Here is a 25,105-nt window from a genome sequence, read left to right on the forward strand (position 1 = left end):
CTTCAATGGGCCGATGCGGGCGCTGAGAATGACCACCCTGTCCATCGCTGCGACGGTGCTGGTCGGCTGTGGCATGGGAGCGCCGGGCGGTCGGCCGGCACCGGCCGCGGGTTCCATGGGGGACTTCGCCGGGCCGGTCGAGATCGGCAACGGCCGGCACCTGTATCTACAGTGCCGCGGCCGCGGCGCCCCGACCGTCATCCTGGAATCCGGGTACCACAACTCCGCCGACCCGTGGAGCCAGTCCGACGCCGCCGATCCGGCCAAGGGACCCGCCGTGTTGCCCGCGTTGGCCGGCGCCCACCGCGTCTGCGCCTACGACCGGCCCGGGACACTGCGTAATTCCGACCCGCCCACCCTCTCCGATCGCAGTTCGTCCGTCCCGATGCCGCGCACCGCAAGTGACGTCGTGAGCGACCTGCATACGCTGATCGAGGCCGCGCACCTTCCTGGCCCCTTCGTACTCGTCGGTCACTCGCTGGGCGGCCTGTTCATCCGGTTGTACGCCCAGACCTACCCCGCGCAGGTGCGCGGACTGGTCTTCGTTGACGCGTTCGCTGCCGAGATCCCCGAGCTGCTGGGATCCGATTGGCCGTCCTATCGACGGGCGCTGGACGGGCCACCGCCGCAGTTTGCGGATTCATCGTCGTTCGAAATCGTGGACATCGACCGCAGTGTCGCGCAGGTCAACGCCGCGCCGGCGGTGCCAAATGTTCCGGCCGCGGTCCTGACGAGGACGGAACCATTCCTGATTCCCCCCGACCTGCCCGCGGACAAGGGCGAAAAACTGGAACAGGCTTGGCGCGACGCCACCACCGACCTGGTCGCCCTGCGCCCGCAGACCCCCCGGATCGCCGCGACCGGCAGCGACCATTTCGTCCAGATCCACCAACCCGACTTGGTCGCTGCCAGTGTGGAATTGGTGATTCAGCGATCCGTCCGTTGATCGGCGGCACCGTCACTGGCGGCGGGGCCAGCGACTCAGAGATGCGATTCTGCGTTGCCCGGACGCGAAGACGCTGTTGCCGGAGTTCCCGATTCTTCTGAAAAAAACTGCCGCGCAGAACCATTCGGACGGCGCTCGGGAACGGGTCCGCCGTCGTCATCCGGGCTCGCGATGTTTGCTTTGCCGGGCGGCGTGTGGGCAACGCTTCGTCGCCGGTATGCCGACTCGAGAACTGCCGGAACGTTGGCGAGGTTGCGGTGTACCGCCGCGAGCTGCTGCAGGGTGGAAATGTGTTGACCCGTAACCATTGCGGCCTCGCGCTCGGCGTCGAGAAGAAGCTGCGACGCGGAAGCGCCGGCTTCAGCGAGTAGCCTGTCAGCCTCGGCGCGGGCCGCGACGACGATGTTCGCCCCCTCGGCATGGGCTTCGCTGAGCAACGCATCGGCAGCAGCTTGCGCATTGTTGACCAGTGCGGCCGCATCCTCAGCGGCAGCGCTTTGCATTTTCGCTACTTCGTCGACCGTCGTGTGCAGCAATTTCGAGATCCGTTGGGCCACAGCCTGTGGAGACGTCGACACGTCGTACAAGGTGGCGACTTCCGTCTTGAGGGCAACGATCTCCTTGTGTGCTTCGGACAACTGATCGCGCAGTAACTGGTTCTCGTTGAGTAGCGACTGCTTCGAATGGGCCTCTAACCAGAGGAACTCATCAACCGCAGTCTGCTCGTAACCGTTGCGGACGCGGGGAAACTTCGGACCGCCGTGAGTCGTCACTGGTGTGCCTGCCTTGATCGCGGGGGACGTGATTGGCTTCATCATTGACCGCGAGGACCCGGGCCGCCGGCGCCGCCGACCACACTGCCTTCACCGGTGGGTTCTCCGGCAGCGCCTCCCGCCGCGGCAGCGCCTCCGGCTGCGGCAGCGCCTCCCGCTGCGGCAGCGCCTCCGGCTGCGGCAGCGCCTCCGGCTGCGGCAGCGCCTCCGCCTGCGGCAGCGCCTCCGGCTGCGGCAGCGCCTCCGGCAACCGCGCACGCTGCGGCTGCGGCGCCGCCGGCCCCTACCGCACCTGGTATTGGAACCGCCAGCGGTACGGCGGCCGGCACTGCCAACGGCACCACCACGGGCACCGGACCGGGTAGGACTACCGGGTCGGCGACCGCGGCACCTATGGGTGGCACCGGCCCACCCTTGCCGGTGGGGGCCGGGCCCCCGCCGGGTGCCGGATCCGCCGTACCGGCTTGCCCCACCGTCGTTGCCGCACCGCCACCTGCCGCGACTTCGCCACCGGGTGAGCCTGCGGCCGCACCTGCGGCCGTGCCCCCGCCAACCGCGCCACCCGCACCAGCAGGACCGCCTTCCACGACACCGCCGCCGCCAGCGGCAGCCCCGGCACCTGCCGCGCCGCCAGCGGCAGCCCCGGCTCCGCCGGCACCTCCCGCGCCGCCGCCAGCGGCAGCCCCGGCTCCGCTGGCACCTGCCGCGCCGACGACGGGCACTGCCAGAGGAACTGCCCCGGCGATCGGAACAGGCACCGCGCCGGCCACTACTGGCCCGGGCAGCACGACGGGCGCAGCGACCGGGGCCGGCTGCTCGACACAGGCCGGACCGCCGGCGATGAACGGGAGGGCCCGGGCACCGGGACTGGTCGCGAGTGTGGTTGCGCAAAGGGCGGCGCCCGCCGCGACCGACATTTGAATTAGTCGAACCACTTTCACGGAAGTATCTCCCTTTTTCGGGCTGCGGTGTGCTCACCGCCAGATGGTTGGTCCGAACCGTATGCCGCGCGGCGAATAATTCCTAGAGTCCGAATAACTATGTTTATGAAACTGTTGTTATCTGAAACGCAATGGGCTCATTTCGCCCGACGGATAACACGCCGCAGCACTAATTACATAAGTGTAATTAAAAGGACGTTATATCGCGGATGTGTTCCGCGCAGCCGCGTCGTGGTACTTACCGCGTCGCTCTGCCGGCGAAATCCGTCCTTTGACCTGCACATATCGCGATAGCGTGGCGCGCTGCCGGTACAGCCGGGGGCCGCTGAGTGTCTTGAAAAGAACGCCTTTGTCTCATGTAAGTATTACGCGTCTTGCGCCGGACTAAATTGACCCAGTTCATACATTTCTGGTTTTTGCATTACAGATTCGTCCACCGGATATGCGCGCAACCGTGCGGGAGGGCCATCAACATTTCGGCTGCGCGGCACTGTTCTGCCGAATTTTAATTTTGTATACATCATGTCAAACACATATCTGCGTTGCGTGCGGGTCCGAAGATGCGGTCCTTTAGCCCTGAACGGTGGCGGCATGTGTGCCGGCGCGACGACCCGCATACACGCAGTCGGCCAGCGAGAGTCCGCTGACGTAGGAATTGGAGCAGATGCCCGTCGCGGTGCGTCCCGCGCTGTACAGCCCGGGGATCGCGGCGCCCGCAGCGTCGAGCACTGCGCCGGTGGTCTCGTCGACCCGGATGCCGCCCAGCGTCAGCATTGGCGTCGGGTTGAGCAGGTTGGGCCGGATCGAGATGTTCAGCAGCGTGAAGGGCGGTTGATCGATTCGGCGTACGAAGTCCGCCGGCTTGCCGACCGGGTCCGCGGTACCGGTGTCGATGGCCCTGTTGTGTGCCTCGACAGTGGCGACCAGACCTTCCGGGTCGATACCGGCCTGCTGCGCGACTTCACGCAGTGAGGCGCCCTTGACCGAGTCAAGGAACATCAGTGCGGCCGACTGTGCGCGCTGAAACCACAACGGCTGCTTGATCATCTGGCGCCGCGCCTCTTTGATCAGGGCCGCGTCGGCGAGCAGCCAGCCCTTGCCGTGGTGGTGCCGCACCATCTGATAGCCGACCGCCGCACCATAGCGGCTTTCGTCGATGACTCGCTGTCCCTGCTCGTCGACGATGATCGCACTGATGAATGCACTTGGGGGCGTGATGAATCGCCATGCGGACACGTTGTCCATCCGCTCGGTGACCGCGCCGGCACCCTGTGCCATCGCGATGCCGCTGCCGTCATCACCGCTGGTGCCGAGCTGCAACCCGCCCAGGTATTGGGGCGCAAATCGTTTGACCCATTCGGTATTGGCCATGTAGCCGCCGGCGCAGATGATCACCCCGCGCCGCGCCCGGATCCGAACCGGCCGCGCGTAACGCCGCTCGAGTGCGCGCAGCTGCCGTTCCATCAGGGCGCGCAGCGGCGGATAGTAGATGCCGGGCTTGGTCGACAACCCGGCCAGCCGTGCATAACGCTTCTGAATCCGGGCCGGAGCATGGCGCATCGTCGTCGCCTCCACTCCGATCACGCGGCCGTCGGAGTCCTGGACCAATGTGTCGGCACGGGTATGGGGAGAGAACCGAACCCCAAGCGCCAGGGCGGATTTGGCCAGCGGTTCGTACATCTTCTTGCCGGAGGTGCCCTTGCCCTTCACCCGGTGCCCGCGCTGCACGGGTGGTGTCTGTGCGCGGAACGCTCCGGCATTCTCGCTGCCGGAGTGGTAGAGGTAGTAGTGGTTGTTGGGGTAGGACGTCTTGTACGGGCACACCGTGGAATCGAACGGTACGCCGTAATCGCTGAGCCACCGGATCATTTCGGGGCTGCCTGCCACGAACGATTCCAATGTGTGCGGGCTGACGGCGTCTCCGACTTCCAGACGCAGATAGGTGAGCATCTGCTCGTAGCTGTCGTTCACACCCGCCTGCTGCTGAACCCAGGTGCCACCGCCGGCGTAGATGATCCCGCCCGACACCGCAGTCGAGCCTCCACCGTTGGCGCGATCGAGCGCGAGCACCTCGGCGCCGTTCTCCCGGGCGGCGATGGCCGCGCAGGTGCCGGCCGCCCCGAAACCGACCACCACCACGTCGGCGGACTCGGTGAAGGACGGCTCACCCATCGGCCGGCTCCTGTCCGCTGCCGTCTGCGATGTTGACGACGACGGCTGTGACATTGTCCGGCCCACCAGCTTTGAGAGCCGCCTCGATCAGCGCCTCGCACGCGTCGGCGGGCTCGGGATGGGAATCGAGGATCTGCGCCAGTGCGGAATCGTCGACCACACCGTGCAACCCGTCGCTGGACAACAGGATCCGGTCGCCGGCCTGCAGGTCCACCGCCGCGGCATCGGGCAGCGGGCGGGGGAACATCGCCACGTGCCGGGTGAGAATCGCCCGCGCGGGATGGCGTTCGGCTTCCTCGACCGACACCTCACCGGCATCGATCATGTCCTGAATCACGCTGTGGTCCCTGGTGATCTGCTGCAGCTGCTGTTCGCGGAGGAGGTAGGCCCGGCTGTCGCCGAGGTGGGCGACCAGCGCCCGCTCGCCCGCCACCACCACAGCCACCACCGTCGTGTTGGCGCCGGCGGCACGATCGTCGGACGCCGCGTACGCGCGGAAGTCGTCGCAGTATTCGACCAGGGCCCGCCCGAGCAGATCGGCGGCGTCATCGCCGTCGTCGGGCTTGAGATGACGGCGCACATAGGTAGGCAGCAATTCGACCACCAGAGCCGCCGCCAACGCACCGTCGGTGCTGCAGGCCACGCCGTCGGCCACCATGAACAGCGACTGTTCCGGATCGGCGCCCCAGCGGTCCTGGTTGGTGGCGCGTATGCGCCCAATGTCGCTGAGGCCCGCGAACGTTGGCACCAGGGCTGCCGTCATCGCGGAAGGCCGCTGTCGCCGCCGGTCATCCGCTCGGATTCGGGCAGGTCGAGATAGCGCTCGAGATTGCGGTGCATGTTGATCACACGGCGTTCCTCACTGGACAGCACCAGATGGGTGAAGCCGGGTTGATGCAGGCCACGTTGCAAGCCCGGCAACACCCGGATGTCCTGGGTGAGCACGATGCCGGGTTCGGCGTCGCCGGCCGACACCCGCACGTCGGTGGGCTTGGCGCGGGCGGCTCCCGGCGGCATCCGCGTCATCAGGAACATGGTGAGCTCGCCCTGATCGGGGTCGGATCCGGGACGCGACGTCATGATGGTCAGGTGGTCGGCGTTGACCAGGAACGTCATGTTGGGGAACACGTTGTACTGATGTAACCGGGTGACCCGGTCGGTGTCGGCCCAGTCCAGGTCGACCCCACGCCCAGCGGCGAACGCCCGGGTGTGAGCCGCGATCAGATCGGCGACCGTCTGCCCCGGCCGGCGTTCGTCGGCGGGAAACGGCGTGCCCTCGGGTGCGCCCATCAGGGCACCCTGGGTGTAAACGTAGGCGTCCCAGACTTCTTCGTCGCTGAGCGAGCCGTGAAAGCGTGGGCTCGGCACGCCGTATGGTTGATCAGACTTGCCGGCATGCTGCCAAATCTGTTGTGGCGCATGAACATCGTCGACGCAACGCAGCAGTTCGGGATGCAGCGTCTGGATGTGGTACGTCTCGCTGTAGCCGTCAGCGATCGTCTTCCAGTTGGCCTCGACTTCCACGGTGAGCGTTGCGTAGCAACGGAAATCGTCGATGTTGCACCAGGCGATATCCCGGGGGATCTCATCCAGGTATTCGTTCAGCGCCATCGCATCGAGGTCGAGGTTGACGAAAACCATCCCCTCGAAGGTGTCGACCCGGGCCGGCAGTAGCGGGAAATCGGACATTCGCAGCGAGCCGAAGCCCTTGCGGTCGGGCACCCGCTTGAGCGTGCCGGCCAGATCCCAGGTCCAGCCGTGATAGCCGCACTTGAGTTCGGACAGCCCCGAACCCGAGCCCACGCACAGCGAGTTCCCGCGATGCCGGCAGGCATTCTGGAACGCACGAAGCACCCCGTCGTCGCCACGAACGATCAGGACACCGTATGGGCCGCAGCGGTATTCGAAGTAGTCACCTGCCTTGGCCACGTGGTCGACCATGCAGGCCACCTGCCACACCTTCGGCCACATCCGCTCGACTTCCAGTGCGGCGAACGCCGGAGAGTAATAGCGATCCGCCGGCACCCGGGTGGGCGAGGCCGGCGGAGTGCCGATCGCGTCCTCGTCGCGGCTGCGGGCTCCCGCGCCGGCGGCGTTGACGGTGGGTGTCTTCACGAGGGCAGCTTAGCGCGCTCCGCGTACCAGGCGGCCCGGACGTGCTCCGGTGTCGACGTCCTTGCGGCGGGTCACGGTGCCGCTGACGATCGTGGCGGCATATCCGCTGGCGCCCTGCAGGATTCGCCGCCCACCTGCAGGGAGGTCATAGGCCATGGCCGCGGGGTGCAGGGTCAGGGCATTGAGGTCGATGACGTTGATGTCGGCCTTCTTGCCCGCCTCGATGGTGCCGCGGTCGGTAAGGCCGAACAGATGGGCGGTATCGCGGGACTGCTTGCGGATCACGTACTCCAGCGACAGCTTCTCGCCGCGGTTGCGGTCCCGGGCCCAGTGGGTCAGCAGGAAGGTGGGATAGGAAGCGTCGCAGATCATCCCGCAGTGCGCACCGCCGTCGGAGAGGCCGAGCACCCCCGCGGGATGCAGCATCATCTCCCGAATGGCGTCATGATTGCCGTCGGCGTAGTTGAACAACGGCAACATCAGCATCGCGGTCGCATCGGCTTCGAGCATCAGGTCGTACAGCGTCGACAGCGGGTCCTCGCCGCGGGCCTGGGCGATTGCGGCCACCGTGCGGTCAGGCGTGGGCTCGTAGTCCGGCGGGTTACCGAGTGCATACAGCCGTCCCAGCGAGTGCTGCACCATCGCGAACATCCCGTCGAACAACACGCCCGGGTCCAGCGGTAGATCGTCCTCGGACAGGATCGCGGCCTTCACCGCGGGATCGGCCAGGCGCTGGGCGACCTCTTCGCGAGTGCACTCGGCTTTGAGCCGGCGGTAAGTGGGCCGGTGGGTGAAGCCGTGATGACCCTGGAACCCGATCATCATGCCGAACGGCCGGGCCGCGATCTGCGGGTGCAACCGGCTGCCTTCGGCATGCGCGGCAGCGGAGACGTCCAACTGCTCGCGCCAGAGATTCGGGTCGGCGTCGACCTGGATCAGGGCGAAGGACACCGGCCGGTCGATCTCGCGGCTCAACCGGCGCATCCAGTCCAGTTCCTTCTTGGGCCCGACGATGTCTTCACCGGCTGCCCCCTGCGGTGCCAGCTCGAACACGGCCTGACCGCCGGCGGCCATCGCGCGGCCCAGTCCGAACAGCTCCTCTTCGGCGGCGAAAGTGCCCGGGACGGGTTCGCCGTCCATCGCCACATGCGCCAGGGTGCGCGATGTCGAGAATCCGAGGGCGCCTGCCTCTACCGCCTCCCGGACCAGCCTGCCCATCGCCTCGATGTCTTCGGGGGTGGCCGGCTCGTTGCGCGCGCCCCGTTCGCCCATCGCGTACGCGCGGACGGCGCCGTGGGCGACCTGGCTGCCCACGTCGATGGAAAACTGCTGCTTGCCGATGGCGTCGAGATACTCGGGGTAGGTCTCCCAGCCCCAGGTGATGCCTTCGGTGAGTGCGGTGCCCGGGATGTCCTCGACACCCTCCATCAGCTTGATCAGCCAGTCTTCGGTGCCGGGCCGGACCGGCGCGAAACCGACCCCGCAGTTGCCGGTGACGACCGTCGTGACACCGTGCCCGCTGGAGGGCTCCAGCAGGCTGTCCCAACTGACCTGGCCGTCGTAATGGGTGTGGATGTCGACGAAGCCGGGCGCCACCACATGCCCCGTCGCATCGATGGTCTCGGCGGCCTCACCGGCGAGCCCGGGGCCGTCGGCGTCGCGGCGCGCGACTTCGACGATCTTGCCGTCCTTGATGCCGATGTCGGCCAGATAGCGTTGCGCACCCGTACCGTCCACGACGGTGCCACCGGTGATTTTCAGGTCGAACATGACTGCCTCCGAGGCGGGGACCAAGTACTGAGGCGGGGACCAAGTACTGGCGGGGGATTATTTCGCTACGGTGCGTAGCGTATGTAGTGACGGTATGCGCCGCATCCGCCGCAGTCAATGAATCCGGAAAACTGTCAGTGAGCGGGCGCGGTCAGCCGCTTCCACTTCAGCGTGACCTGAGTGCCGTGCGGGGTGCCGTCAATATCGGCTTCGTCGGCGAGGACGCGCATCAGCGGGATGCCGCGACCCCGGGTCATGTCCCTCGAGCCGGCGCGGTGACGCCAGCGGCCCCGATCCTTGACCGTGACGGCAAGAGTGTCCGATTGAGGGTCATAGGCAGCGCTGACGTCCATCGTCCCGGGATCCGGGGTGTCGGTGTAGGCGAACTCGGCGGCGTTGGCCAGCGCCTCGCTGACCGCCAGCACGAGGTCACTGAACCGCTCGGCGCCCAGCGTGAAGTGCCGATCGAGCCAATTGCGGAACTCGACGCGGATCCGGTTGGCGCTGAGTGCGTCGGCGGCCACCCGCAAACGGACAAAGCGGGACCGATCGTCGAGAGGTGTCATGCGGGGCCGACAGTCAGCGTGTCCGGCCCTCCCGCGTACAACCAGGTTCAGGCACCAGCGATCCAGCTCAGCGCGTTATCCAGGGTGCGGTGCAGCGACAACAGACTGTCGATGCCCATCAGTTTGATGGGACGGCTGGTGGCGGGACCGTCGGCCACCACCGCGAAGCGGGTGGGCGGCGACACCTCGGCCTGTCCATTGACCAGAACACTCAGGCCGGCAGAGGCCAGAAACTCGACCTTGGTCAGGTCGACGACCAGAGCCGCGGGCTTGGGAGCCAGCGCCGCATGGATCGACTCGGCCAGCTGTGGAGCGCTGAGCATGTCCACTTCGCCCGAGACGGCGAGCACCACAGCGCCGTCCGTCTCGTACTGTTCGACTTCGAAAGGGGCTCGATTCACTGAATCGCCGGGTTGATCGACCATGCTGTATCTCAAATCCATCCTTGCGGGAGAACGCTAGTTTTCAGACAACCACGCCAAACCGGGGCTGTTGCTTCAACCCGCCGAACACCGCCAGATTCTGCGCCGGCAAACGCGGCGTGGCGGCAGTTAACAGAGGTCAATTCTAAGTCACGGACGAAAAAGCCCTGACAGGTGCTGTCTACGACGGTGTGTAGGACAAAACCCGGTCCGGGGCTTGTGCGCGTTGGTAGCGTCTGGGAATGCTCTTTGCGGCCCTGCGCGATATGCAATGGCGGAAGCGGCGCCTCGTCATCGCCATTGTCAGCACCGGACTCATCTTCGGGATGACGCTCGTCATGAGCGGGCTCGCCAATGGCTTCACCGTCGAGGCGCGCAACACCGTTGATTCGCTGGGTGTCGACGCGTTCGTGGTCAAGGACGGCTCTGCCGGACCGTTTCTGGGGTCGACTCCGTTTCCCGATGTCGACCTGGCCCGGGTGAGAAGTGAAGCCGGAGTGTCCGCGGCGGCGCCGCTGGGTTGCGTGGGGACGATCATGAAGGAGGGTGCGTCGACGCGGAATGTCACCGCCTTCGGTGCGCCCGAGCGCGGACCCGGTATGCCTCGGGTCTCCGAAGGACGGACGCCGTCCCGTCCCGACGAGGTCGCCGCCTCGAGCGTCCTGGGCCGTCACCTCGGGGACACCATCCAGGTCGGTGCGCACACTTTGAAGATCGTCGGCATCGTGCCCAACTCGACGGCGCTGGCGAAGATCCCCAACATCTTCCTGACCACCGAGGGTCTGCAGCAGGTTGCCTACAACGCGCAGCCCATGGTCACCTCGATCGGTGTCGACGGCACTCCGCGCGCCCTCCCGCCGGGTTATCGCACCTTCGACCGCGACGGCGCCGTCAAGGACCTGATCCGGCCATTGAAAGTGGCGGTCAACTCGATCACGATCGTGGCCATCCTGTTGTGGATTGTGGCGGTGCTGATCGTCGGTTCGGTGGTGTACCTGTCCGCGCTGGAACGGGTGCGGGACTTCGCGGTGTTCAAGGCGATCGGCACGCCGACGCGTTCGATCCTGGCCGGGCTGGCACTGCAGGCGCTGATCGTCTCGCTGCTGGCCGCGGTGGTAGGCGTTATCCTTTCCAAGCTGTTGGCGCCGTTGTTCCCGATGGTCGTCGCGGTGCCGTCACTCGCCTACGTGCTGCTACCGGTGGTCGCCATCGTCATCGGCCTGCTGGCCAGCCTCGCTGGGCTGCGGCGTGTGGTGGCCATCGATCCCGCTCTCGCGTTCGGAGGACCCTGACCGGTGGGCGATCTCAGCATTCAGAACCTGGTCGTCGAGTACTACAGCGGCGGCTACGCCCTGCGTCCGATCAACGGGCTGAACCTCGACGTGACGTCCGGGTCGCTGGTGATCCTGCTCGGACCCAGCGGGTGCGGAAAGACGACGCTGCTGTCCTGCCTGGGTGGGATCCTGCGGCCCAAGTCCGGGGCGATCAAATTCGACGACCTGGACATCACGACACTCGACGGCGCGGCGCTGGCGAAGTACCGGCGCGACAAGGTCGGCATCGTCTTCCAGGCGTTCAATCTGGTGCCCAGCCTCACCGCCCTGGAGAACGTCATGGTGCCGATGCGTGCGGCCGGCATGTCGCGCGCCGCCTCGCGCAAGCGCGCCGTGGAATTGCTCGAGCGCGTCAACCTCGGGGAGCGGATGAAGCACCGCCCGGGCGACCTCAGCGGCGGCCAACAGCAGCGAGTCGCAGTCGCCCGCGCGATCGCGCTGGATCCGCCGCTGATCCTGGCCGACGAACCCACCGCCCACCTCGACTTCATCCAGGTCGAGGAGGTGCTGCGGTTGATTCGCGAACTCGCCGACGGCGACCGGGTGGTGGTGGTCGCGACGCACGACAGCCGCATGCTGCCGTTGGCCGATCGCGTCGTCGAGCTGACACCCGACTTCGCCGAAACGGATCGTGAACCGGAAACGGTGCAGTTGAAGGCCGGAGAGGTGCTCTTCGAGCAGAGCACGATGGGCGAGCTGATCTACGTGGTCAGCGAGGGCGAGATCGAGATCGTGCACGAAATGGCCGACGGCGGTGAGGAAGTGTTCAAGGTGGTCGGCCCCGGGGACTACTTCGGCGAGATCGGCGTGCTGTTCCATCTACCGCGCTCTGCCACCGCGCGCGCCCGCTCCGCCGCGACCGTCGTCGGCTACACCGCGCCGGCCTTCCGGGAGCGGCTGGGCACCGGCGGACTGCGTGACCTGATCGAGCACCGCGCCCTGGGCAGCGACTGACGATTGAACGCAGCGCGGCACCGCTTCGTGGTGCGGTGTGAGCACGGCTCCGCTGTGTCGGGACAGCATGGAGAGGACGGCGATATGGGACCGGGCGAAGACGACGAGCTATCGGGGCGGCCCACGCCGAATCGGCGCCGCGCGCTGCTGGGGATGGGGGCGGTGGCCGGGTTTGCCGCCGTCGACGTCGGTGGTTTCGCCTATGCCGGGGGCTGGCTGCGACCTGACGCGTTGACCCCGGCGCGGTTCACCGACCGCTTCGAGAACGTCTACGGGCGCCACGACGGCTTTCGCCGCAACCACGCCAAAGGCCTCAGCGCCACCGGAACGTTCGAGAGCAACGGGTCCGGTGCGAGTGTCTGCCGGGCAGCGGTGTTCGAACGCGGCACGGTTCCGGTGATCGGCCGGTTCTCGCTGGGGGGCGGCCTGCCCGATCAACCCGACAAAGCCGATACGGTTCGCGGGCTGGGCCTGTTGCTTCAGACATCGAACGGTCAGCAGTGGCGCACCGCCATGATCAACCTGCCGGTCTTCACCGACAGCACACCGCAGGGTTTCTACGAGCGCATGCTGGCCGGCAAGCCGCAGCCTGACACCGGCAAGCCCGACCCGCAACGGATGGCCGAATTCCTCACGCGCCACCCCGAGACAGCGGCGGCGATGAAGATCATCAGAGAGGCGCCGCCCAGTGCGGGTTTCGCCGATACAACCTTCAACGGGCTCAACGCTTTTCGCTTCACCAACTCCTCCGGTGCGACGGTCGCGGTACGGTGGTCCGTCATTCCGATCGACGGTGGGCAGGGTGCCGGGCCGCCGTCGTCCGGCAAGGACTATCTGTTCGACGACTTGATCCGCGCCGTGGCTCAGCGGCCGGTGCGCTGGCGTCTGATTCTGACCGTCGCCGAACCCGGCGACCCCACCAACGACGCCACCAAACCGTGGCCCCCGACGCGCCGCACGATCGACGCGGGCATCATCACCATCACCGGGGTGCAGACCGAAGCGCCCGGCAACGCAAGGGATGTCAACTTCGATCCGACAGTGCTGCCGGACGGTATGGCGTTGTCGGACGACCCGATTCCCAAAGCCCGGGCGGGCGTGTACGCGAGGTCCTTTACCCGCCGTGCCGAAGAGCCGAAGTCGCCCAGCGAGGTTCGCGTCTGATGGCAGCAAAGGCAAGCAGTTCACCGCGTTTCGCCCTGCCCTCGCGGATACTGCACTGGTTGATGGCGCCGATGGTCGTTGCGCAACTCCTCATCGGGGTGACGATGGTGGCGTCGTTGGCCTACTACCCGCTACTCCTGGCCATTCACCGCCCGCTGGGTGTGCTCATTCTGATCTTCGCCGTGATCCGACTGGTGAACCGGTGGACCCGCACGCTGCCGCCGTTTCTGGCCACCATGGGCCCCGCCGAGCGTCGCATCGCCTCGTACTCGGAGTACCTGCTGTATGGGCTGCTGCTCGTCCAGCCGCTGACCGGGTGGGCGATGCTGTCCGCCGCGCGCAACCCGATCGTCTCGCTGGGCCCCTTCCATCTGCCCGGCATCACACCGCACAACATCGACCTCTATGCGTTGCTGCGCCAGGCTCACGGCGTCTTCGCGCTGCTGCTGTTCCTGGCGTTCACGGCACACGTCAGTGCGGTGCTGTTCCACACGTTCGTCTTGCGGGATCGCATCATCGACCGAATGGCCGTGTGGCCCACCAGACGCCGCTGATCAGCGGTGGTGCTGGCTGAAGAATTGCCAGATGGTGTCGGTGGCGTCCAGTGCGGTGGACGGTTCCGGCAGGCCCAGCCGCTCCAGGATGGGGCCGCGGACACCACCCGGCCACTGGTGGCCGGCGTCGGCTATCGAGATCAATTCGACGGTGCGGCCGTCGGGGCATGTCGCGGTCTCGGTGGTCACCACACCGGCCGTGGTCGAGGCCGGCGGCCCGCAGTTGTCGATGGTGCGCCACGCGGCGGTCACCGTCGGCACCGGCGGCCCGTCCACTCGTGGAGTTCCGTCGGGCTTCAATGACTTCCCCGGCCCGCCCTGGTAGGGAACACTCGCGTCGGCGGTGCCGTGGATTTGCAGCACCGACGTCGGTCGCGCGCGGGAACAATCGGTGACCAGGGTGCCGGCCACCGGTGCGATCGCGGCGAATAAGTCCGTCTCACACGCCAGCCGCAGCGACATCATCGCCCCGTTCGACATGCCGGTCACATACACCCGGGACAGGTCCACGGGCGTCTGGCGTTCGATGGCGGCGACGACGGCGCCGATGAAACCGACATCATCGAGGTTGGTCTGCGACGGATTCCCGCAGCATGACCCGGCGTTCCAGGCCCGGCCCTGACCGTCGGGATAGGCGACCAGGAAATGTCCTTTGTCGGCCTCGCTGTCCCAGTGGTAGGCGCTTTCGGCTTGCGCGCCGCTGCCGAAACCACCGTGCAGCATCACCACCAGCGGGGCGGCGCCCGTCAATCCCTGGGGCCGGTACACATGGAATGTTCGGTCGGCGCCGGCCCATTCGAGGTGCTGGGAGGATTTACCGACCGGAATGGTCGTGGGCTCCGGCGACCCCACCGCGTGGCCGCCACCAAAACAACCGCCCACCAGGACAACCACGGCGGCAAGAGCGACAGCAATGCGGGCCCGGGCGTGAGATGCCATCAGCCCATGGTGACACCCGCCACGGAGAATGACAAGTTACTTGTCAAAATCCCGGACGGTGGCAGACTCTGCAGTCATGCGACGCGACGCCCAGTGGGAGCCCACGGTGCCGGCACTGGTCCAACGGCTGGCCGCCGCCGGCGGACCCCGGCTCAAGAGTGCGTTCGCGGCGGCCGGGCTGGACGGGATCCGGCCGGCCCAAGCGGTGGCGCTGGTGCCGCTGGCTACCGGCGGTTTACATGCGTCTGACCTGGCGGACCGGTTGGGGGTGAGCCGTCAGGCGGTGGCTCAGGCCGTCGCGGCACTGGAGCGGCACGGTTACGTCACCCGGGAATCGAACCCGGATGACGCCCGCACCAGAATCATCGAACTCACCCCGCGGGGTCGCCAGACGCTGCGCGTGATGCGTTCTACCGCACTGGAATTAGAGGGACACTGGGAGCAGGTACTGGGGCAGCGGCGGCTCGGTGAACTGCGTGCGACACTGCAGATGCTGCTGGCTGCGCCGTATTCGGCAAGCCGCTGAGGGCCGGCCCGACGCGGGCGGCTACCACCCGAGCGGTCAGTAGCGCCACAAGCATGACCGAAACACACACCAGCCCATCGTCTTTCAGTCCCCACTTCACCGCGGCCAGCAGCGCTGCCCCGGCCACGCACAACAGGGTGCCGACCACTGCGCCGCGCCGGACCGATGTGATGGTGGGGCAGCCATCCCAGCCCGGAAGCGGATTGTTCTCCAATGGGCGCAGTGCCACGAACAGCACGGCCACCACCCCGATCATGATGAAGAGCTGCTCGAACGTGACGGCGAGAAAGTCCGGCCGGCCCGGGTAGCGCGGGTGGCCGAAGCTGTCGAAGAGAACGTGCACGGCCAGCAGTGCAGGCATGTGCCACAGGTACAAGGTCATCGCCCCGGAGTTGCCGATCGCCGTGAACCACCACACCCGGGGCCGCCGTGCCCACCGGTTGATCGCCGGTGCTGCGGCGATTGCCAACGCGCTCAACACAATCGCGTGCCCCGCGAGCAACAGTGACGGGGGGCTCATGTTGGCCAGCCGCATGCCCTCGATGCCGACCAGGCTCAGCTCGTAGGGTCCCCAGGTCAGCAGCGCCACATTGACTGCCAGCATCGCCGCGGCCGTAGTGAGTGTCGCGCGCCCGGTGAGCAGGCCCCGGCGGTAGGCCACACCGAACATGCCGGGAATCAGCCAGACCGCCATATTGAGGTAGCCGAGCGGCGCCGCCGCCACCCAGTGCAAGCGGGCGGCGTCGATGACCGCGGCCAGGGTGTAGACCACGACGACCCCGGCAACCAGCCGGGCGGAAGTGGTGATCCGGGCCAGCATGGGCATCGAGGCCAGCACCAGCACGTACACCCCGAGGAACCAGAGCAACTGGATACTGATCCCGGCCACGGGTTCGTAAACATGTTGGGGCAGAACAGGATAGAGTGCCATGAGGGTGACTGCCCAGAAAGCGAAGTAGTAGAACACCGGCCGGAACAGCCGGGTGCAGCGCTTCATCAGCCAGGAACCCCAATTGTCACCGGGATGCCAGGACGCCACGCACGCGGCGGCGCCGGCGAAGAAGAACAACGGCATGATCTGGAAGATCCAGGTCAGCGCCTGAAACACCACGGACGTGGAAAGCAGGTTGTCCCAGAAGAAAACGCCACCCCGAATGATGCTGATGGCCATGACGGAGTGGCCGATCACCACGCCGATCAGGGCGGTGATCCGAATGACGTCGATTGCGCGATCGCGGTCGGAGGGGGTGCGCGCGTCCAGTTCGGTGGGGCTGGGAAAGCCCATCAAAGTGGTCATTCAAGCAGCATTGCGGCTCTGCGCCGGTCGATGCGTGGGTAGTTCTACTCGTCTCGGCGGGTAGCTCTACGGGCCGAGTCCGTCCGAGCCCTGCAGACCGGTGCGGCCGAAGTATTCGCCGCCGCTGCCACCGGCCCCGCCGTGTGCGGGATCGAAACCGCCACCGCCGGCGCCGCCATCGCCACCGTCGCCGACGAATTGCGCGCTGCCCCCGCTCCCGCCGGCACCCCCCGACCCGTTGACGGCAGAGGCTTCCCCACCCCGGCCCCCGTGGCCGCCGTTGCCGAACTGACCGCCGTCGCCGCCGTCGCCGCCGACCCCGCCGCGCAGAGCCGTGCCGGAACCGTAGCCGTCGCCGCCGGCCCCGCCCCAGCCGAAGTACTGACCGCCGTTTCCGCCGTTACCACCGTCACCGCCGCCCGCGGGACCGAAGGCGCCCGCTCCACCGGCACCGCCATTGCCGAACCAGCCGGCGTTACCGCCCTGGCCGCCCCAGCCGCCGGTCATGTTCGCCCCGCCCAGCCCGCCCTGCCCGCCGGCGCCGCCGTTACCGAACAACCATCCACCGGAACCACCGTTGCCGCCGGGCGGCGCGATCTTGTTGATCGCGGTGCTGGCTCCGCCCTGACCGCCATTGCCGCCATTGCCGATGAATCCCGCGGACCCGCCTCGGCCGCCGAACTGGCCCGGCCCGCCGGATCCGCCGTTGCCGCCGTTGCCCAACAACAGTCCGCCCGCTCCGCCGGCCTGGCCGGTTCCCGGTGCGCCGTCGGCTCCGTTACCGATCAGCGGACGGCCGGTGGCCGTCTGGACTGGCGCGTTGACGGCGTCGAGCAGGGCTTGTGGAGCGCGCTGCAGCAAAGCGGCGATGTTCGTCGACTCCGCGGCGGCATAGCTGCCGCTTGCGGCGCTGAGTGCTTGCACGAACTGCTCGTGGAAGACCGCCAACTGTGCACTTGCCAACCGGTAGGTCTGTGCGTTTCGGCCGAACGCCGCCGCGACGGCCGCCGACACCTCGTCGGCACCGGCGGCCAGCACGCGAGTCGCCGGACCGGCCGCGTTCGCGGCATCGAGTGCCACACCGATGCCGGCCACATCCGTCGCCGCGGCGGCCAGCAACTCCGGCACAGCCATCAGGTAGGACAACTGGTGGCCTCCGGCCTCACATTGGCGTCCCGTGCTGGGTCAGGGTGAAGAAAAGATAAGCAAGGCAAAACAGGAAGTTCAGCGCGACGAGCATCAGGGCGGCGCAGATGACCGCGTGGCGGCAGCGGCGCTGAAAATGCGTCGTTTTGGCGGACTTCTTCTCCCGCAGGTACTGGGTGGCGATCAGGGCGAAGTTGACGTCGGTCAACTCCCTGTCCGCGACCATCGTGCCGGTGGCCATCTGTTGCAGGCGCGTCGGCGGTATGTGGACGCCGACTTGCGCGAAGCGGCGGCTGAGCCGTCGCGCCTGCCTGCGGCCGAGATACTGACCTCGCATCTGTAGCTGGTGCGAGAGTCTCCGTCGTTCGTCGCCCCAAGGGTTCGACGGGGTCGTCACAAGCGGGAAGTCTATGTCCTACGTCACATTCTGGGGAACATAACGAATTCATTTCTTTGACGGATTTTGGTGAGGTCGGTTCACCGCAACTGTTCGGTGGGCACTGCGTAGCGCTGCTGATAGGCGCTCACCCGTTCCCGGACTTCCTCTGCGTTCAGGCCGGTGTCCGCCCAGGTGTAGCGACCGCGCCCGCCATCGCCCGGATGGGCTGCCAGGAAATCACGCATGCGCTGCTCGGCGTCTGGTGTCAGTTCGCGACCGAGTTTCTGATAGATGCCGCGGATCGTGGTCCAGGGGTCGTTGATGAAATCGGCGAAGTGGATGTCGATCACCCTGTCCGTGGGGATCCTGCCACTGTCGCGCAGCGCCATCTCGCGGTCGAGTCCGACGGCGATCTCCTCGTAGGACTGGGCCGCGCACTCGGCGATGTCGGGGTCGTCGCTGGCCATCCGGCGCAGGTGGCGAGTCAGCGCCGCGATCGATGAGATGACATTGAGGGGATCCCGGTGCGTCTGCACGATCAACGCGTCAGGGTACTCGGCGAACAGGTTGTCGAGCTGCCACAGGTGCGCCGGCGACTTCAGCAGCCACTGGCCCGAGACGCCAGACTGCAAGTGCTGCAGGAAGATTCGATGGAAACGGTAGGCACCGGTATGGTCGGCCTCATCGAGCAGCCAGCGGTAGTAGCCCGGTAGCCGGTACTGCACCGAAAAGATCATGCTGGTGAACTCGCTGGCGGTGATGCGGACGCATTCCTGCCCCACCAGGGCGCCCATCGGGTGAAACGCCATGAATCCGGGAATGATCTGCTCGGACATCTCGATCCCTGCCTGGCTGGCCGCGATGCGCGGATCGTCGTGGTAGGTCTCGGGCTGGGGCACCGGGCAGGGGGCGTCGACTTCCCAGGTCAGGGGTGCGCGCAGGCCGGGGTCCTGGGCCAGCAGGTCGTAGAGGATGGTGGTTCCGGTGCGGGGCTGGCCGACGATGAAGATCGGCGCGTCGATTCCCTTGCCGGCGATCTCGGGATGCTCTTTGCGCCAGGCGATCACGTCGAGCCGGTTCTTCAACGCACGCATCAGGTCGAGATAGGCGACCTCGACGCCGATGGGCGACAGTCGGGCATCACTGACCAGCCCCTCGGTGACCAGGTCGAGTCCGTGTTGCCAGCCGTCGTCTCCGAAGTCGTCGTGGCCGGTCTCCGTGCAGGCGGTGGCGATGAGTCGCTGCGGGTCGAATCGTTCCCGCAGGGTCACGACGGTTCGCCTTGCTTGCGCACCGAAACCGTGACATCGGGCGGGGACGGATTGTCCAGCCAGCGCAGGACGACGAAGCCCCGGTGGCGGCCACCGGTGTCCAGCCAGTGACCAAAACCGAAGTCCTGAGCCGAGATTGCGATGCGGACTCGGCCGTCGGCGTCAGGCTGGACACCGTGATTGGTCACCGAGCTGTGCCGACGGCGCGGCTCGAGGCACTCGTGCCAGATGCTCTCCAGGGTGACGTTCCAATAGCGGGTGTCCGGAGGCGCGATGTCGAGCACCAGCGCCTGATCGGGGTCGAGGCGGAAGGAGCCGATCATGTACAGGTTGTCGGGCGTGGTGTCGGCCGACCCCAGGTCGGCCGCCTCGGCGGTGAGCAGCGTGTTGGGGCGGTCGAGGAGCTCAGGCTTGATCGTGCGATGCAGGGTCACGAGCTTCATCAACGTCCACGCCATGGCGGTGAACTGTTCGGCGAGTTCGTGCTGAGTCAGCGGCGCCACCGGGTCGGGGTCGAGGACCTCGATATGCAGGGTGGCCAGCTGCTCGGCGGCACGGTCGCCGATGTACTCGCGAACGACGAGCGATGACGCGTCTTCGGGGATCTGCACCCAGTGGGCGCCGTCGGTGTCAGATGGTTCAACGGCGGACAGGATGATCGCGAATTCGTCTGAGCCCAAATCGGTGTCACTCAGATAACCGGCCATTCGCCGGGGCGTCAGGCCGGTGCCGGCGAGGATCTGGAAACCCAGATACGCGCTGGTGCCTCGGGTGCCGGTGATCCGGTAGCTGCGGTCGCCGCGGATCATCGCCAGGTAGTAATTGCCGTCTGGGTTGGGCCCGCCGATCATCCGGTTGGGCGTGGACATGTCGAAGAACGACGGCAGCGCGGTGTCGGCCTCCACGGACAGTTGCGAACACAGCGATGACACCCGCGCGATAACCCGCAGTCCCTCCAGCAGTTCGCGCTCGGACTCGGCGTCCTCAGTCACGATATTGGTCGCGTTGACCACCATCTGCTGGAAGAACTGCCACGCGGAGAGCGCCTCCGACGCCTCGACTTGAGTCATAGTCTCATAATTAGACTATGTCTCAGCCGTTGGCCAGTACTTCGCGCGAATCGCTCTCCGAACGACGCCGGGCCGCTACACGTCAGCGCATCGCAGCCGCGGCCGCACAGCTGGTCGCCGACGTGGGTCTGGCGGGCGCGACGGTGGAGCGGATTGCCGACGCGGCCGATATCGGCCGGGCCACCTTCTTTCGCTACTTCAACTCCAAAGAAGACGCCGTCGCCGAAGGGGTGAATGTCCACTGGCTGGAGCGCATCACCTCCGCGCTGGCCGCTCAGCCGGCGGACTTGTCCGCCATCGACGCCGTGGTTGGCGCTTTTGGTGACCTTGCCGACGGCTTCGGCGAGATCGAGGACCAGATCCGAGAACTGGCAACCCTCACCCGATCCTCGGAAACGCTGGACGCATGGACGCTGCACATCTACGTGCGGTACGAGGCGGTGATCGCCGATCTGATCGCCCCGCGACTGCCCAAGTCAGCTCTCCCGGATCCCCGGCCCCGTCTGATCGGCGCGTTGGCAATGGCCGCCGTCCGGCTCGCCCTGGACGACTGGCTGCTGCACGGCGGGTCACTACCGGACCGGGTCCGTCAGGGTCTGGGCGCGATCACGATCGCATGAGCGATGCCACGATGAGTCGTGTCGTATGTTCGGCGCGCACGGGCGAATACCGTTGCGCATCAGACAGAATCGGGTAAATGACGCCGCCGACGATCGCGTCTGCCGCCGACTCGGCGGTGGCCTCGTCGATGTCGTCCGCCAACAGGCGACGGCGAACGCTGTCGTGCAGCGGCTTGCTGAACCCGGCGCGCAACCGGACGGCGGTGTCTTCGTGCTCCATTCCGGCTACGGTCAAGATCCGCAACATCGCCGAACCGCGGTCCGTCGTCAAGGTGGTGGCGAGCTTGCCCACCCACTCCACCAGGTCGGCGGCCAGATCGCCGGTGTGGTTCATCGACGCGAGGATCCGGTCGGCGTCTTCGAGCATGACGTCTGCCACCAGCGCGGGACGGCTGCGCCACCAGCGATAGATGGTCTGCTTACCCACTCCGGCCCGTGCGGCGACGGCCTCGATGGTCAGGCCGTCGAAACCGCGTTCCAGCAGCAGCTCACGGGTGGCGGCCACGATCGCCGTGCGCGACTTCTCGCTGCGGCGCCGGGGCGCCAGATCGGTGGGCATTACCTCGCCTTTACAGAACATGACCCGACAACGTAATCTTCGACAAGACGAGACGGTTCGTCTTGTAAGGGGAGAGGATAGCAGTCTGTGCGGCCAAAGCCGAGCCCTTGCCCTCCGGGCGTGACCCACCAGATTGCCGGGTCGGCGTCGTGGCACTAGGGCTGACCACGGAGCAGTCGGAGCTCGGTTCCGCGGTCGCGCAGTTCGCGGCCCGTCATGCCCCGATCGCCGCGACCCGGGACAGCTTCGAGGCACTCGCAGCCGGCAAACTGCCGCAGTGGTGGGAGGCGCTGGTAAGCAACGGTTTTCACGCTGTCCATCTGCCGGAACACCTGGGCGGCCAGGGTGGGCGGCTGATGGACGGCGCGTGCGTGCTGGAAGCTGCGGCCAAGGCACTACTGCCCGGCCCGTTGCTACCGACGGTGGCCGCAGGATCGGTCGCATTACTGGCAGACCCGACACCCGCCGCTGAATCGCTGCTGCGTCAACTCGCCACCGGCACGCCGGCCGCGGTCGTCCTGCCCGGCAACGGGGCATTCAGCGCGCGCCCCGTCGGGCAGGGTTGGGTGGTCTCCGGGGAGTCTGACGTCACCGCCGGCGTTTGCTCGGCGCAGATCATTCTGGTGGCGGCCGCCACCCCGGACGACGACGTCGTGTGGGTGGTCGTCGACCCCGAAAGTGGCTCGGCTGCAACGCAGCCCGAGGACGGGACGGACATCGTCACTGACGTCGGACGGCTGCGGCTGACCGAACACTCTGCCGCCGACGTGCTCACGGGCATCGAACCCGACCGCGCGGAGTGCCTGATGGCCGCCCTGGTGGCCAGCACGACGGCCGGCATCACGCAGTGGTGCGTCGAAGCGGTCACCGCGCACCTGCGTATCCGGGAACAGTTCGGAAAGGTGATCGGCACCTTCCAGGCGCTGCAGCACAGCGCGGCGATGTTGTTGATCAACAGCGAACTGGCCACGGCGGCGGCCTGGGACGCGGTGCGGGCCGCCGACGAGTCACTCGACCAGCACCGCATCGCCGCGGCCGGCGCCGCCGTGATCGCCATCTCGCCCGCCCCGGACCTGGTGCTGGACGCGCTGACGATGTTCGGTGCCATCGGCTTCACCTGGGAACATGACGTGCACCTGTACTGGCGTCGTGCCATCAGCCTGGCGGCATCGATCGGCCCGGCCAACCGGTGGGCACGTCGGCTGGGGCAGCTGACCTGCGCTCAGCAGCGGGACATGTCGGTGAACCTGGGCGACGCCGACGCGGAATTCCGGGCGCAAATTGCCCATACCTTGGACGCTGCAATGAAATTGCGCAACGACCAACCCGGCCGGCAGGGCGATTACGAAGACTTCAAGACCGGCCCGCAACGCACTCTGATCGCCGAGGCGGGTCTGATCGCACCACATTGGCCGCAGCCGTGGGGTGTCGACGCCGGCCCGCTGCGCCAACTCATCATCGACGATGAGTTCGCCAAGCGCCCGGAGCTGGTCCGGCCATCCCTCGGCATCGCCGAGTGGATCCTGCCATCGGTGCTCAAGGCTGCGCCGAAAGACCTGCAGGAGAAGCTGATACCGCCGACCCAGCGCGGCGAGATCGCGTGGTGTCAGCTGTTCAGTGAGCCCGGGGCCGGCTCCGATCTCGCCGCGCTCGCGACCCGCGCCACCAAGGTCGACGGCGGCTGGAACATCAACGGGCACAAGATCTGGACGTCCGTCGCGCACCGGGCGGACTTCGGCGCGCTGCTGGCCCGCACCGACCCGGCGGCCGGCAAACACCGCGGCATCGGCTATTTCATCCTCGACATGCGGTCCCCGGGAATCGAGATCCAGCCGATCAAGACCGCGACCGGCGAGGCGCACTTCAACGAGGTATTCCTCACCGACGTGTTCATACCGGACGACATGCTGCTCGGTGACCCGGTCGGTGGCTGGAACCTGGCAATCGCCACCATGGCCGAAGAGCGTTCGGCAATAAGCGGATACGTGAAGTTCGACCGTGCCGCCGCACTCCGCCGACTCGCATCCGAACCCGGACCCGACCGTGACGATGCGCTGCGCGCACTCGGCGAACTCGACGCGTACACCAACGCCATCAAGGCGCTGGGCGTGCGCGAAACCATCCGGCTGCTCGACGGCCAGCCGTCGGGACCGGCATCCAGCATTGCCAAGGTCGCGATGAATGTGTTGCTGCGGCGCACCTTTGAGGCGACGTTGCAGTTGACCGGGCGGCTGGCGATGGTCGCCGACTCCGATCCCGCCATCGTGGAGCCGTATCTGCACCTACCGGCCGAATTGATCGGCGGCGGGACCCGGGAGATTCAGCTGAACATCATCGCCCAGATGATCCTCGGCTTGCCACGAAAGTAGGAACCCAGCATGGGATTACGCGGTGAAGCGGCCATCGTGGGCTATGTCGAGCTGCCGCCCGAGCGGCTCAACAAGGCATCACCGGCTCCGTTCGTCCTCGAACAGTGGGCCGAACTGGCGGCGGCGGCACTCGACGATGCCGGCCTGTCCGGTGATGTGGTCAACGGCATCGCGTCCTCGCACCTGGCGGAGTCGCAGATCTTCGTCCCGTCGACCATCGCCGAATACCTGGGCATGCCAGCGAGATTCGCCGAACTGGTCGATCTCGGCGGAGCCAGCGCAGCCGCGATGGTGTGGCGCGCAGCCGCGGCGATCGAACTCGGTATCTGTGACGCCGTGCTGTGTGCGCTGCCGGCCCGTTACATCACTCCGTCCTCGAAGAAGAAGCCCCGTCCCTTGGTGGACGCCATGTTCTTCGGCTCGTCGAGCAACCAATACGGCTCTCCGCAAGCCGAATTCGAAATCCCGTACGGCAACCTCGGACAGAACGGCCCCTACGGTCAGGTCGCCCAGCGTTACGCTGCCGTCTACGGCTACGACGAGCGCGCGATGGCCAAGATCGTCGTCGACCAGCGGGTCAACGCCAATCACACCGAGGGTGCAATCTGGAAAGACAAGCCGCTTACCGTCGACGATGTACTGGCCAGCCCGGTGATCGCGGATCCGTTGCACATGCTGGAAATTGTGATGCCGTGTGTCGGTGGTGCGGCGGTGCTGGTGGCCAACGCCGACCTGGCCCGGCGGGCCAGGCATCGGCCGGTGTGGATCAAGGGATTTGGTGAGAACGTACCGTTCAAAACCCCGACCTATGCCGAGGACTTACTGAACACCCCGATGGCGGCCGCGGCTGACACCGCGTTCGCCATGACCGACCTCACTCGGGACCAGATGGACATGGTGTCGATCTACGACTGCTACACGATCACCGTGATGCTCTCTTTAGAGGACGCCGGCTTCTGCGACAAGGGCACCGGTCTGAAGTTCATCGCCGAACACGACCTCACGTTCCGCGGCGATTTCCCGCTCAACACTGCCGGCGGCCAACTCGGCTTCGGCCAAGCGGGATTGGCCGGTGGTATGCACCATGTCTGCGATGCCACTCGTCAGATCATGGGGCGGGGCGGCGCCGCGCAGGTCGCCGACTGCAATCGTGCTTTCGTGTCGGGCAACGGCGGGATTCTGTCCGAACAGACCGCGCTCGTTCTGGAGGGGGATTGA

The 25,105-nt window shown here is 66.8% G+C and carries 22 protein-coding genes and 2 pseudogenes; 9 read left to right on the forward strand and 15 right to left on the reverse strand.

The genetic code is table 11. The features are described from left to right. Positions 1 to 13: 13 nt before the first annotated feature. Complete coding sequence (locus QXH22_RS13150) at positions 14 to 946, forward strand: alpha/beta fold hydrolase (RefSeq protein WP_306243623.1); 933 nt, start codon at positions 14 to 16, stop codon at positions 944 to 946. 35 nt (positions 947 to 981) lie between these two features. On the opposite strand, the gene QXH22_RS13155 is transcribed toward QXH22_RS13150, so the two are convergent. From QXH22_RS13155 to QXH22_RS13190, 8 genes are all read right to left on the reverse strand, one after another. Next, entirely contained in the window at positions 982 to 1,719 is a 738-nt protein-coding gene (locus QXH22_RS13155) for a hypothetical protein (protein WP_306243622.1), read from the reverse strand. Between the two features lie 41 nt (positions 1,720 to 1,760). After that, positions 1,761 to 2,636, reverse strand: coding sequence for a hypothetical protein (locus QXH22_RS13160; protein ID WP_306275830.1), 876 nt, complete (start codon positions 2,634 to 2,636; stop codon positions 1,761 to 1,763). Between the two features lie 594 nt (positions 2,637 to 3,230). Then, on the reverse strand, positions 3,231 to 4,832 hold the full coding sequence (locus QXH22_RS13165) for an FAD-binding protein (protein ID WP_306275831.1): 1,602 nt from the start codon (positions 4,830 to 4,832) through the stop codon (positions 3,231 to 3,233). Further along, positions 4,825 to 5,595 (reverse strand): PP2C family serine/threonine-protein phosphatase, encoded by a 771-nt coding sequence (locus tag QXH22_RS13170; RefSeq protein WP_306275832.1) that lies wholly within the window; start codon positions 5,593 to 5,595, stop codon positions 4,825 to 4,827. The genes QXH22_RS13165 and QXH22_RS13170 overlap by 8 nt, the downstream gene beginning before the upstream one ends. Beyond that, complete coding sequence (locus tag QXH22_RS13175; RefSeq protein WP_306275833.1) at positions 5,592 to 6,947, reverse strand: aromatic ring-hydroxylating dioxygenase subunit alpha; 1,356 nt, start codon at positions 6,945 to 6,947, stop codon at positions 5,592 to 5,594. The genes QXH22_RS13170 and QXH22_RS13175 overlap by 4 nt, the downstream gene beginning before the upstream one ends. Positions 6,948 to 6,956: 9 nt before the next feature. Further along, positions 6,957 to 8,717, reverse strand: coding sequence for an amidohydrolase family protein (locus QXH22_RS13180; protein WP_306275834.1), 1,761 nt, complete (start codon positions 8,715 to 8,717; stop codon positions 6,957 to 6,959). A gap of 134 nt (positions 8,718 to 8,851) precedes the next feature. After that, positions 8,852 to 9,283: an ATP-binding protein gene (locus tag QXH22_RS13185; RefSeq protein WP_306275835.1), complete on the reverse strand. Its 432-nt coding sequence runs from the start codon at positions 9,281 to 9,283 to the stop codon at positions 8,852 to 8,854. Between the two features lie 47 nt (positions 9,284 to 9,330). After that, the gene (locus QXH22_RS13190; protein WP_306243610.1) at positions 9,331 to 9,708 is read right to left on the reverse strand and encodes an STAS domain-containing protein; all 378 of its coding nucleotides are present in this window, start codon (positions 9,706 to 9,708) and stop codon (positions 9,331 to 9,333) included. Between the two features lie 239 nt (positions 9,709 to 9,947). On the opposite strand from QXH22_RS13190, the gene QXH22_RS13195 reads away from it, so the two are divergent. The 4 genes from QXH22_RS13195 to QXH22_RS13210 all read left to right on the forward strand — a co-directional run bounded on the left by QXH22_RS13195 (position 9,948) and on the right by QXH22_RS13210 (position 13,711). Continuing rightward, positions 9,948 to 10,997 carry an FtsX-like permease family protein gene (locus QXH22_RS13195; protein WP_306243608.1) on the forward strand — a complete coding sequence of 350 codons (1,050 nt, stop codon included), beginning with the start codon at positions 9,948 to 9,950 and terminating at the stop codon, positions 10,995 to 10,997. Between the two features lie 3 nt (positions 10,998 to 11,000). Next, positions 11,001 to 11,993, forward strand: a complete 993-nt coding sequence (locus tag QXH22_RS13200) for an ATP-binding cassette domain-containing protein (protein WP_306243606.1) — start codon at positions 11,001 to 11,003, stop codon at positions 11,991 to 11,993. A gap of 84 nt (positions 11,994 to 12,077) precedes the next feature. Further along, positions 12,078 to 13,157: a catalase family peroxidase gene (locus QXH22_RS13205; RefSeq protein ID WP_306275836.1), complete on the forward strand. Its 1,080-nt coding sequence runs from the start codon at positions 12,078 to 12,080 to the stop codon at positions 13,155 to 13,157. After that, the gene (locus QXH22_RS13210; RefSeq protein WP_306275837.1) at positions 13,157 to 13,711 is read left to right on the forward strand and encodes a cytochrome b; all 555 of its coding nucleotides are present in this window, start codon (positions 13,157 to 13,159) and stop codon (positions 13,709 to 13,711) included. The genes QXH22_RS13205 and QXH22_RS13210 overlap by 1 nt, the downstream gene beginning before the upstream one ends. On the opposite strand, the gene QXH22_RS13215 is transcribed toward QXH22_RS13210, so the two are convergent. Further along, complete coding sequence (locus tag QXH22_RS13215) at positions 13,712 to 14,650, reverse strand: PHB depolymerase family esterase (RefSeq protein WP_306275838.1); 939 nt, start codon at positions 14,648 to 14,650, stop codon at positions 13,712 to 13,714. A gap of 76 nt (positions 14,651 to 14,726) precedes the next feature. On the opposite strand from QXH22_RS13215, the gene QXH22_RS13220 reads away from it, so the two are divergent. Continuing rightward, positions 14,727 to 15,176 carry a MarR family winged helix-turn-helix transcriptional regulator gene (locus QXH22_RS13220; protein ID WP_306244523.1) on the forward strand — a complete coding sequence of 150 codons (450 nt, stop codon included), beginning with the start codon at positions 14,727 to 14,729 and terminating at the stop codon, positions 15,174 to 15,176. Here QXH22_RS13220 and QXH22_RS13225 read toward each other — a convergent pair. From QXH22_RS13225 to QXH22_RS13245, 5 genes and pseudogenes are all read right to left on the reverse strand, one after another. Then, a pseudogene (locus tag QXH22_RS13225) lies at positions 15,142 to 16,473 on the reverse strand (acyltransferase); the annotation flags it as partial. The gene QXH22_RS13220 and the pseudogene QXH22_RS13225 overlap by 35 nt on opposite strands. 78 nt (positions 16,474 to 16,551) lie before the next feature. Then, a pseudogene (locus tag QXH22_RS13230) lies at positions 16,552 to 17,619 on the reverse strand (PE family protein); the annotation flags it as partial. A gap of 16 nt (positions 17,620 to 17,635) precedes the next feature. Continuing rightward, positions 17,636 to 18,016: a hypothetical protein gene (locus QXH22_RS13235; protein ID WP_306243600.1), complete on the reverse strand. Its 381-nt coding sequence runs from the start codon at positions 18,014 to 18,016 to the stop codon at positions 17,636 to 17,638. An 80-nt stretch (positions 18,017 to 18,096) separates the two neighbouring features. Beyond that, a complete protein-coding gene (locus tag QXH22_RS13240; RefSeq protein WP_306275839.1) occupies positions 18,097 to 19,269 on the reverse strand; it encodes a sulfotransferase in 1,173 nt (390 codons plus the stop codon). Continuing rightward, positions 19,266 to 20,339, reverse strand: coding sequence for a DUF1214 domain-containing protein (locus QXH22_RS13245; RefSeq protein ID WP_306275840.1), 1,074 nt, complete (start codon positions 20,337 to 20,339; stop codon positions 19,266 to 19,268). The genes QXH22_RS13240 and QXH22_RS13245 overlap by 4 nt, the downstream gene beginning before the upstream one ends. 17 nt (positions 20,340 to 20,356) lie before the next feature. On the opposite strand from QXH22_RS13245, the gene QXH22_RS13250 reads away from it, so the two are divergent. Continuing rightward, positions 20,357 to 20,959, forward strand: coding sequence for a TetR family transcriptional regulator (locus QXH22_RS13250; RefSeq protein ID WP_306243594.1), 603 nt, complete (start codon positions 20,357 to 20,359; stop codon positions 20,957 to 20,959). Here QXH22_RS13250 and QXH22_RS13255 read toward each other — a convergent pair. Next, on the reverse strand, positions 20,946 to 21,518 hold the full coding sequence (locus QXH22_RS13255) for a TetR/AcrR family transcriptional regulator (RefSeq protein WP_306243592.1): 573 nt from the start codon (positions 21,516 to 21,518) through the stop codon (positions 20,946 to 20,948). The two genes, QXH22_RS13250 and QXH22_RS13255, sit on opposite strands and share 14 nt — an antisense overlap. A 149-nt stretch (positions 21,519 to 21,667) precedes the next feature. Here QXH22_RS13255 and QXH22_RS13260 point away from each other — a divergent pair, with 149 nt between their 5' ends. After that, positions 21,668 to 23,887: an acyl-CoA dehydrogenase gene (locus QXH22_RS13260; protein ID WP_306275841.1), complete on the forward strand. Its 2,220-nt coding sequence runs from the start codon at positions 21,668 to 21,670 to the stop codon at positions 23,885 to 23,887. 9 nt (positions 23,888 to 23,896) lie between these two features. After that, a complete protein-coding gene (locus tag QXH22_RS13265) occupies positions 23,897 to 25,105 on the forward strand; it encodes a thiolase family protein (RefSeq protein ID WP_306243588.1) in 1,209 nt (402 codons plus the stop codon).

It is taken from the genome of Mycobacterium sp. TY814, from assembly GCF_030755175.1.
Classification (GTDB): Bacteria; Actinomycetota; Actinomycetes; order Mycobacteriales; family Mycobacteriaceae; genus Mycobacterium.

Excerpts from the sequence above, each read along its gene's own strand:
- QXH22_RS13150 (WP_306243623.1), top strand. The coding sequence starts at position 14 with ATGCGGGCGCTGAGAATGACCACCCTGTCCATCGCTGCGACGGTGCTG.
- QXH22_RS13160 (WP_306275830.1), bottom strand. The coding sequence starts at position 2,636 with ATGTCGGTCGCGGCGGGCGCCGCCCTTTGCGCAACCACACTCGCGACC.
- QXH22_RS13165 (WP_306275831.1), bottom strand. The coding sequence starts at position 4,832 with ATGGGTGAGCCGTCCTTCACCGAGTCCGCCGACGTGGTGGTGGTCGGT.
- QXH22_RS13170 (WP_306275832.1), bottom strand. The coding sequence starts at position 5,595 with ATGACGGCAGCCCTGGTGCCAACGTTCGCGGGCCTCAGCGACATTGGG.
- QXH22_RS13180 (WP_306275834.1), bottom strand. The coding sequence starts at position 8,717 with ATGTTCGACCTGAAAATCACCGGTGGCACCGTCGTGGACGGTACGGGT.
- QXH22_RS13185 (WP_306275835.1), bottom strand. The coding sequence starts at position 9,283 with ATGACACCTCTCGACGATCGGTCCCGCTTTGTCCGTTTGCGGGTGGCC.
- QXH22_RS13190 (WP_306243610.1), bottom strand. The coding sequence starts at position 9,708 with ATGGTCGATCAACCCGGCGATTCAGTGAATCGAGCCCCTTTCGAAGTC.
- QXH22_RS13195 (WP_306243608.1), top strand. The coding sequence starts at position 9,948 with ATGCTCTTTGCGGCCCTGCGCGATATGCAATGGCGGAAGCGGCGCCTC.
- QXH22_RS13205 (WP_306275836.1), top strand. The coding sequence starts at position 12,078 with ATGGGACCGGGCGAAGACGACGAGCTATCGGGGCGGCCCACGCCGAAT.
- QXH22_RS13210 (WP_306275837.1), top strand. The coding sequence starts at position 13,157 with ATGGCAGCAAAGGCAAGCAGTTCACCGCGTTTCGCCCTGCCCTCGCGG.
- QXH22_RS13215 (WP_306275838.1), bottom strand. The coding sequence starts at position 14,650 with ATGGCATCTCACGCCCGGGCCCGCATTGCTGTCGCTCTTGCCGCCGTG.
- QXH22_RS13220 (WP_306244523.1), top strand. The coding sequence starts at position 14,727 with ATGCGACGCGACGCCCAGTGGGAGCCCACGGTGCCGGCACTGGTCCAA.
- QXH22_RS13245 (WP_306275840.1), bottom strand. The coding sequence starts at position 20,339 with ATGACTCAAGTCGAGGCGTCGGAGGCGCTCTCCGCGTGGCAGTTCTTC.
- QXH22_RS13250 (WP_306243594.1), top strand. The coding sequence starts at position 20,357 with ATGTCTCAGCCGTTGGCCAGTACTTCGCGCGAATCGCTCTCCGAACGA.
- QXH22_RS13255 (WP_306243592.1), bottom strand. The coding sequence starts at position 21,518 with ATGCCCACCGATCTGGCGCCCCGGCGCCGCAGCGAGAAGTCGCGCACG.
- QXH22_RS13265 (WP_306243588.1), top strand. The coding sequence starts at position 23,897 with ATGGGATTACGCGGTGAAGCGGCCATCGTGGGCTATGTCGAGCTGCCG.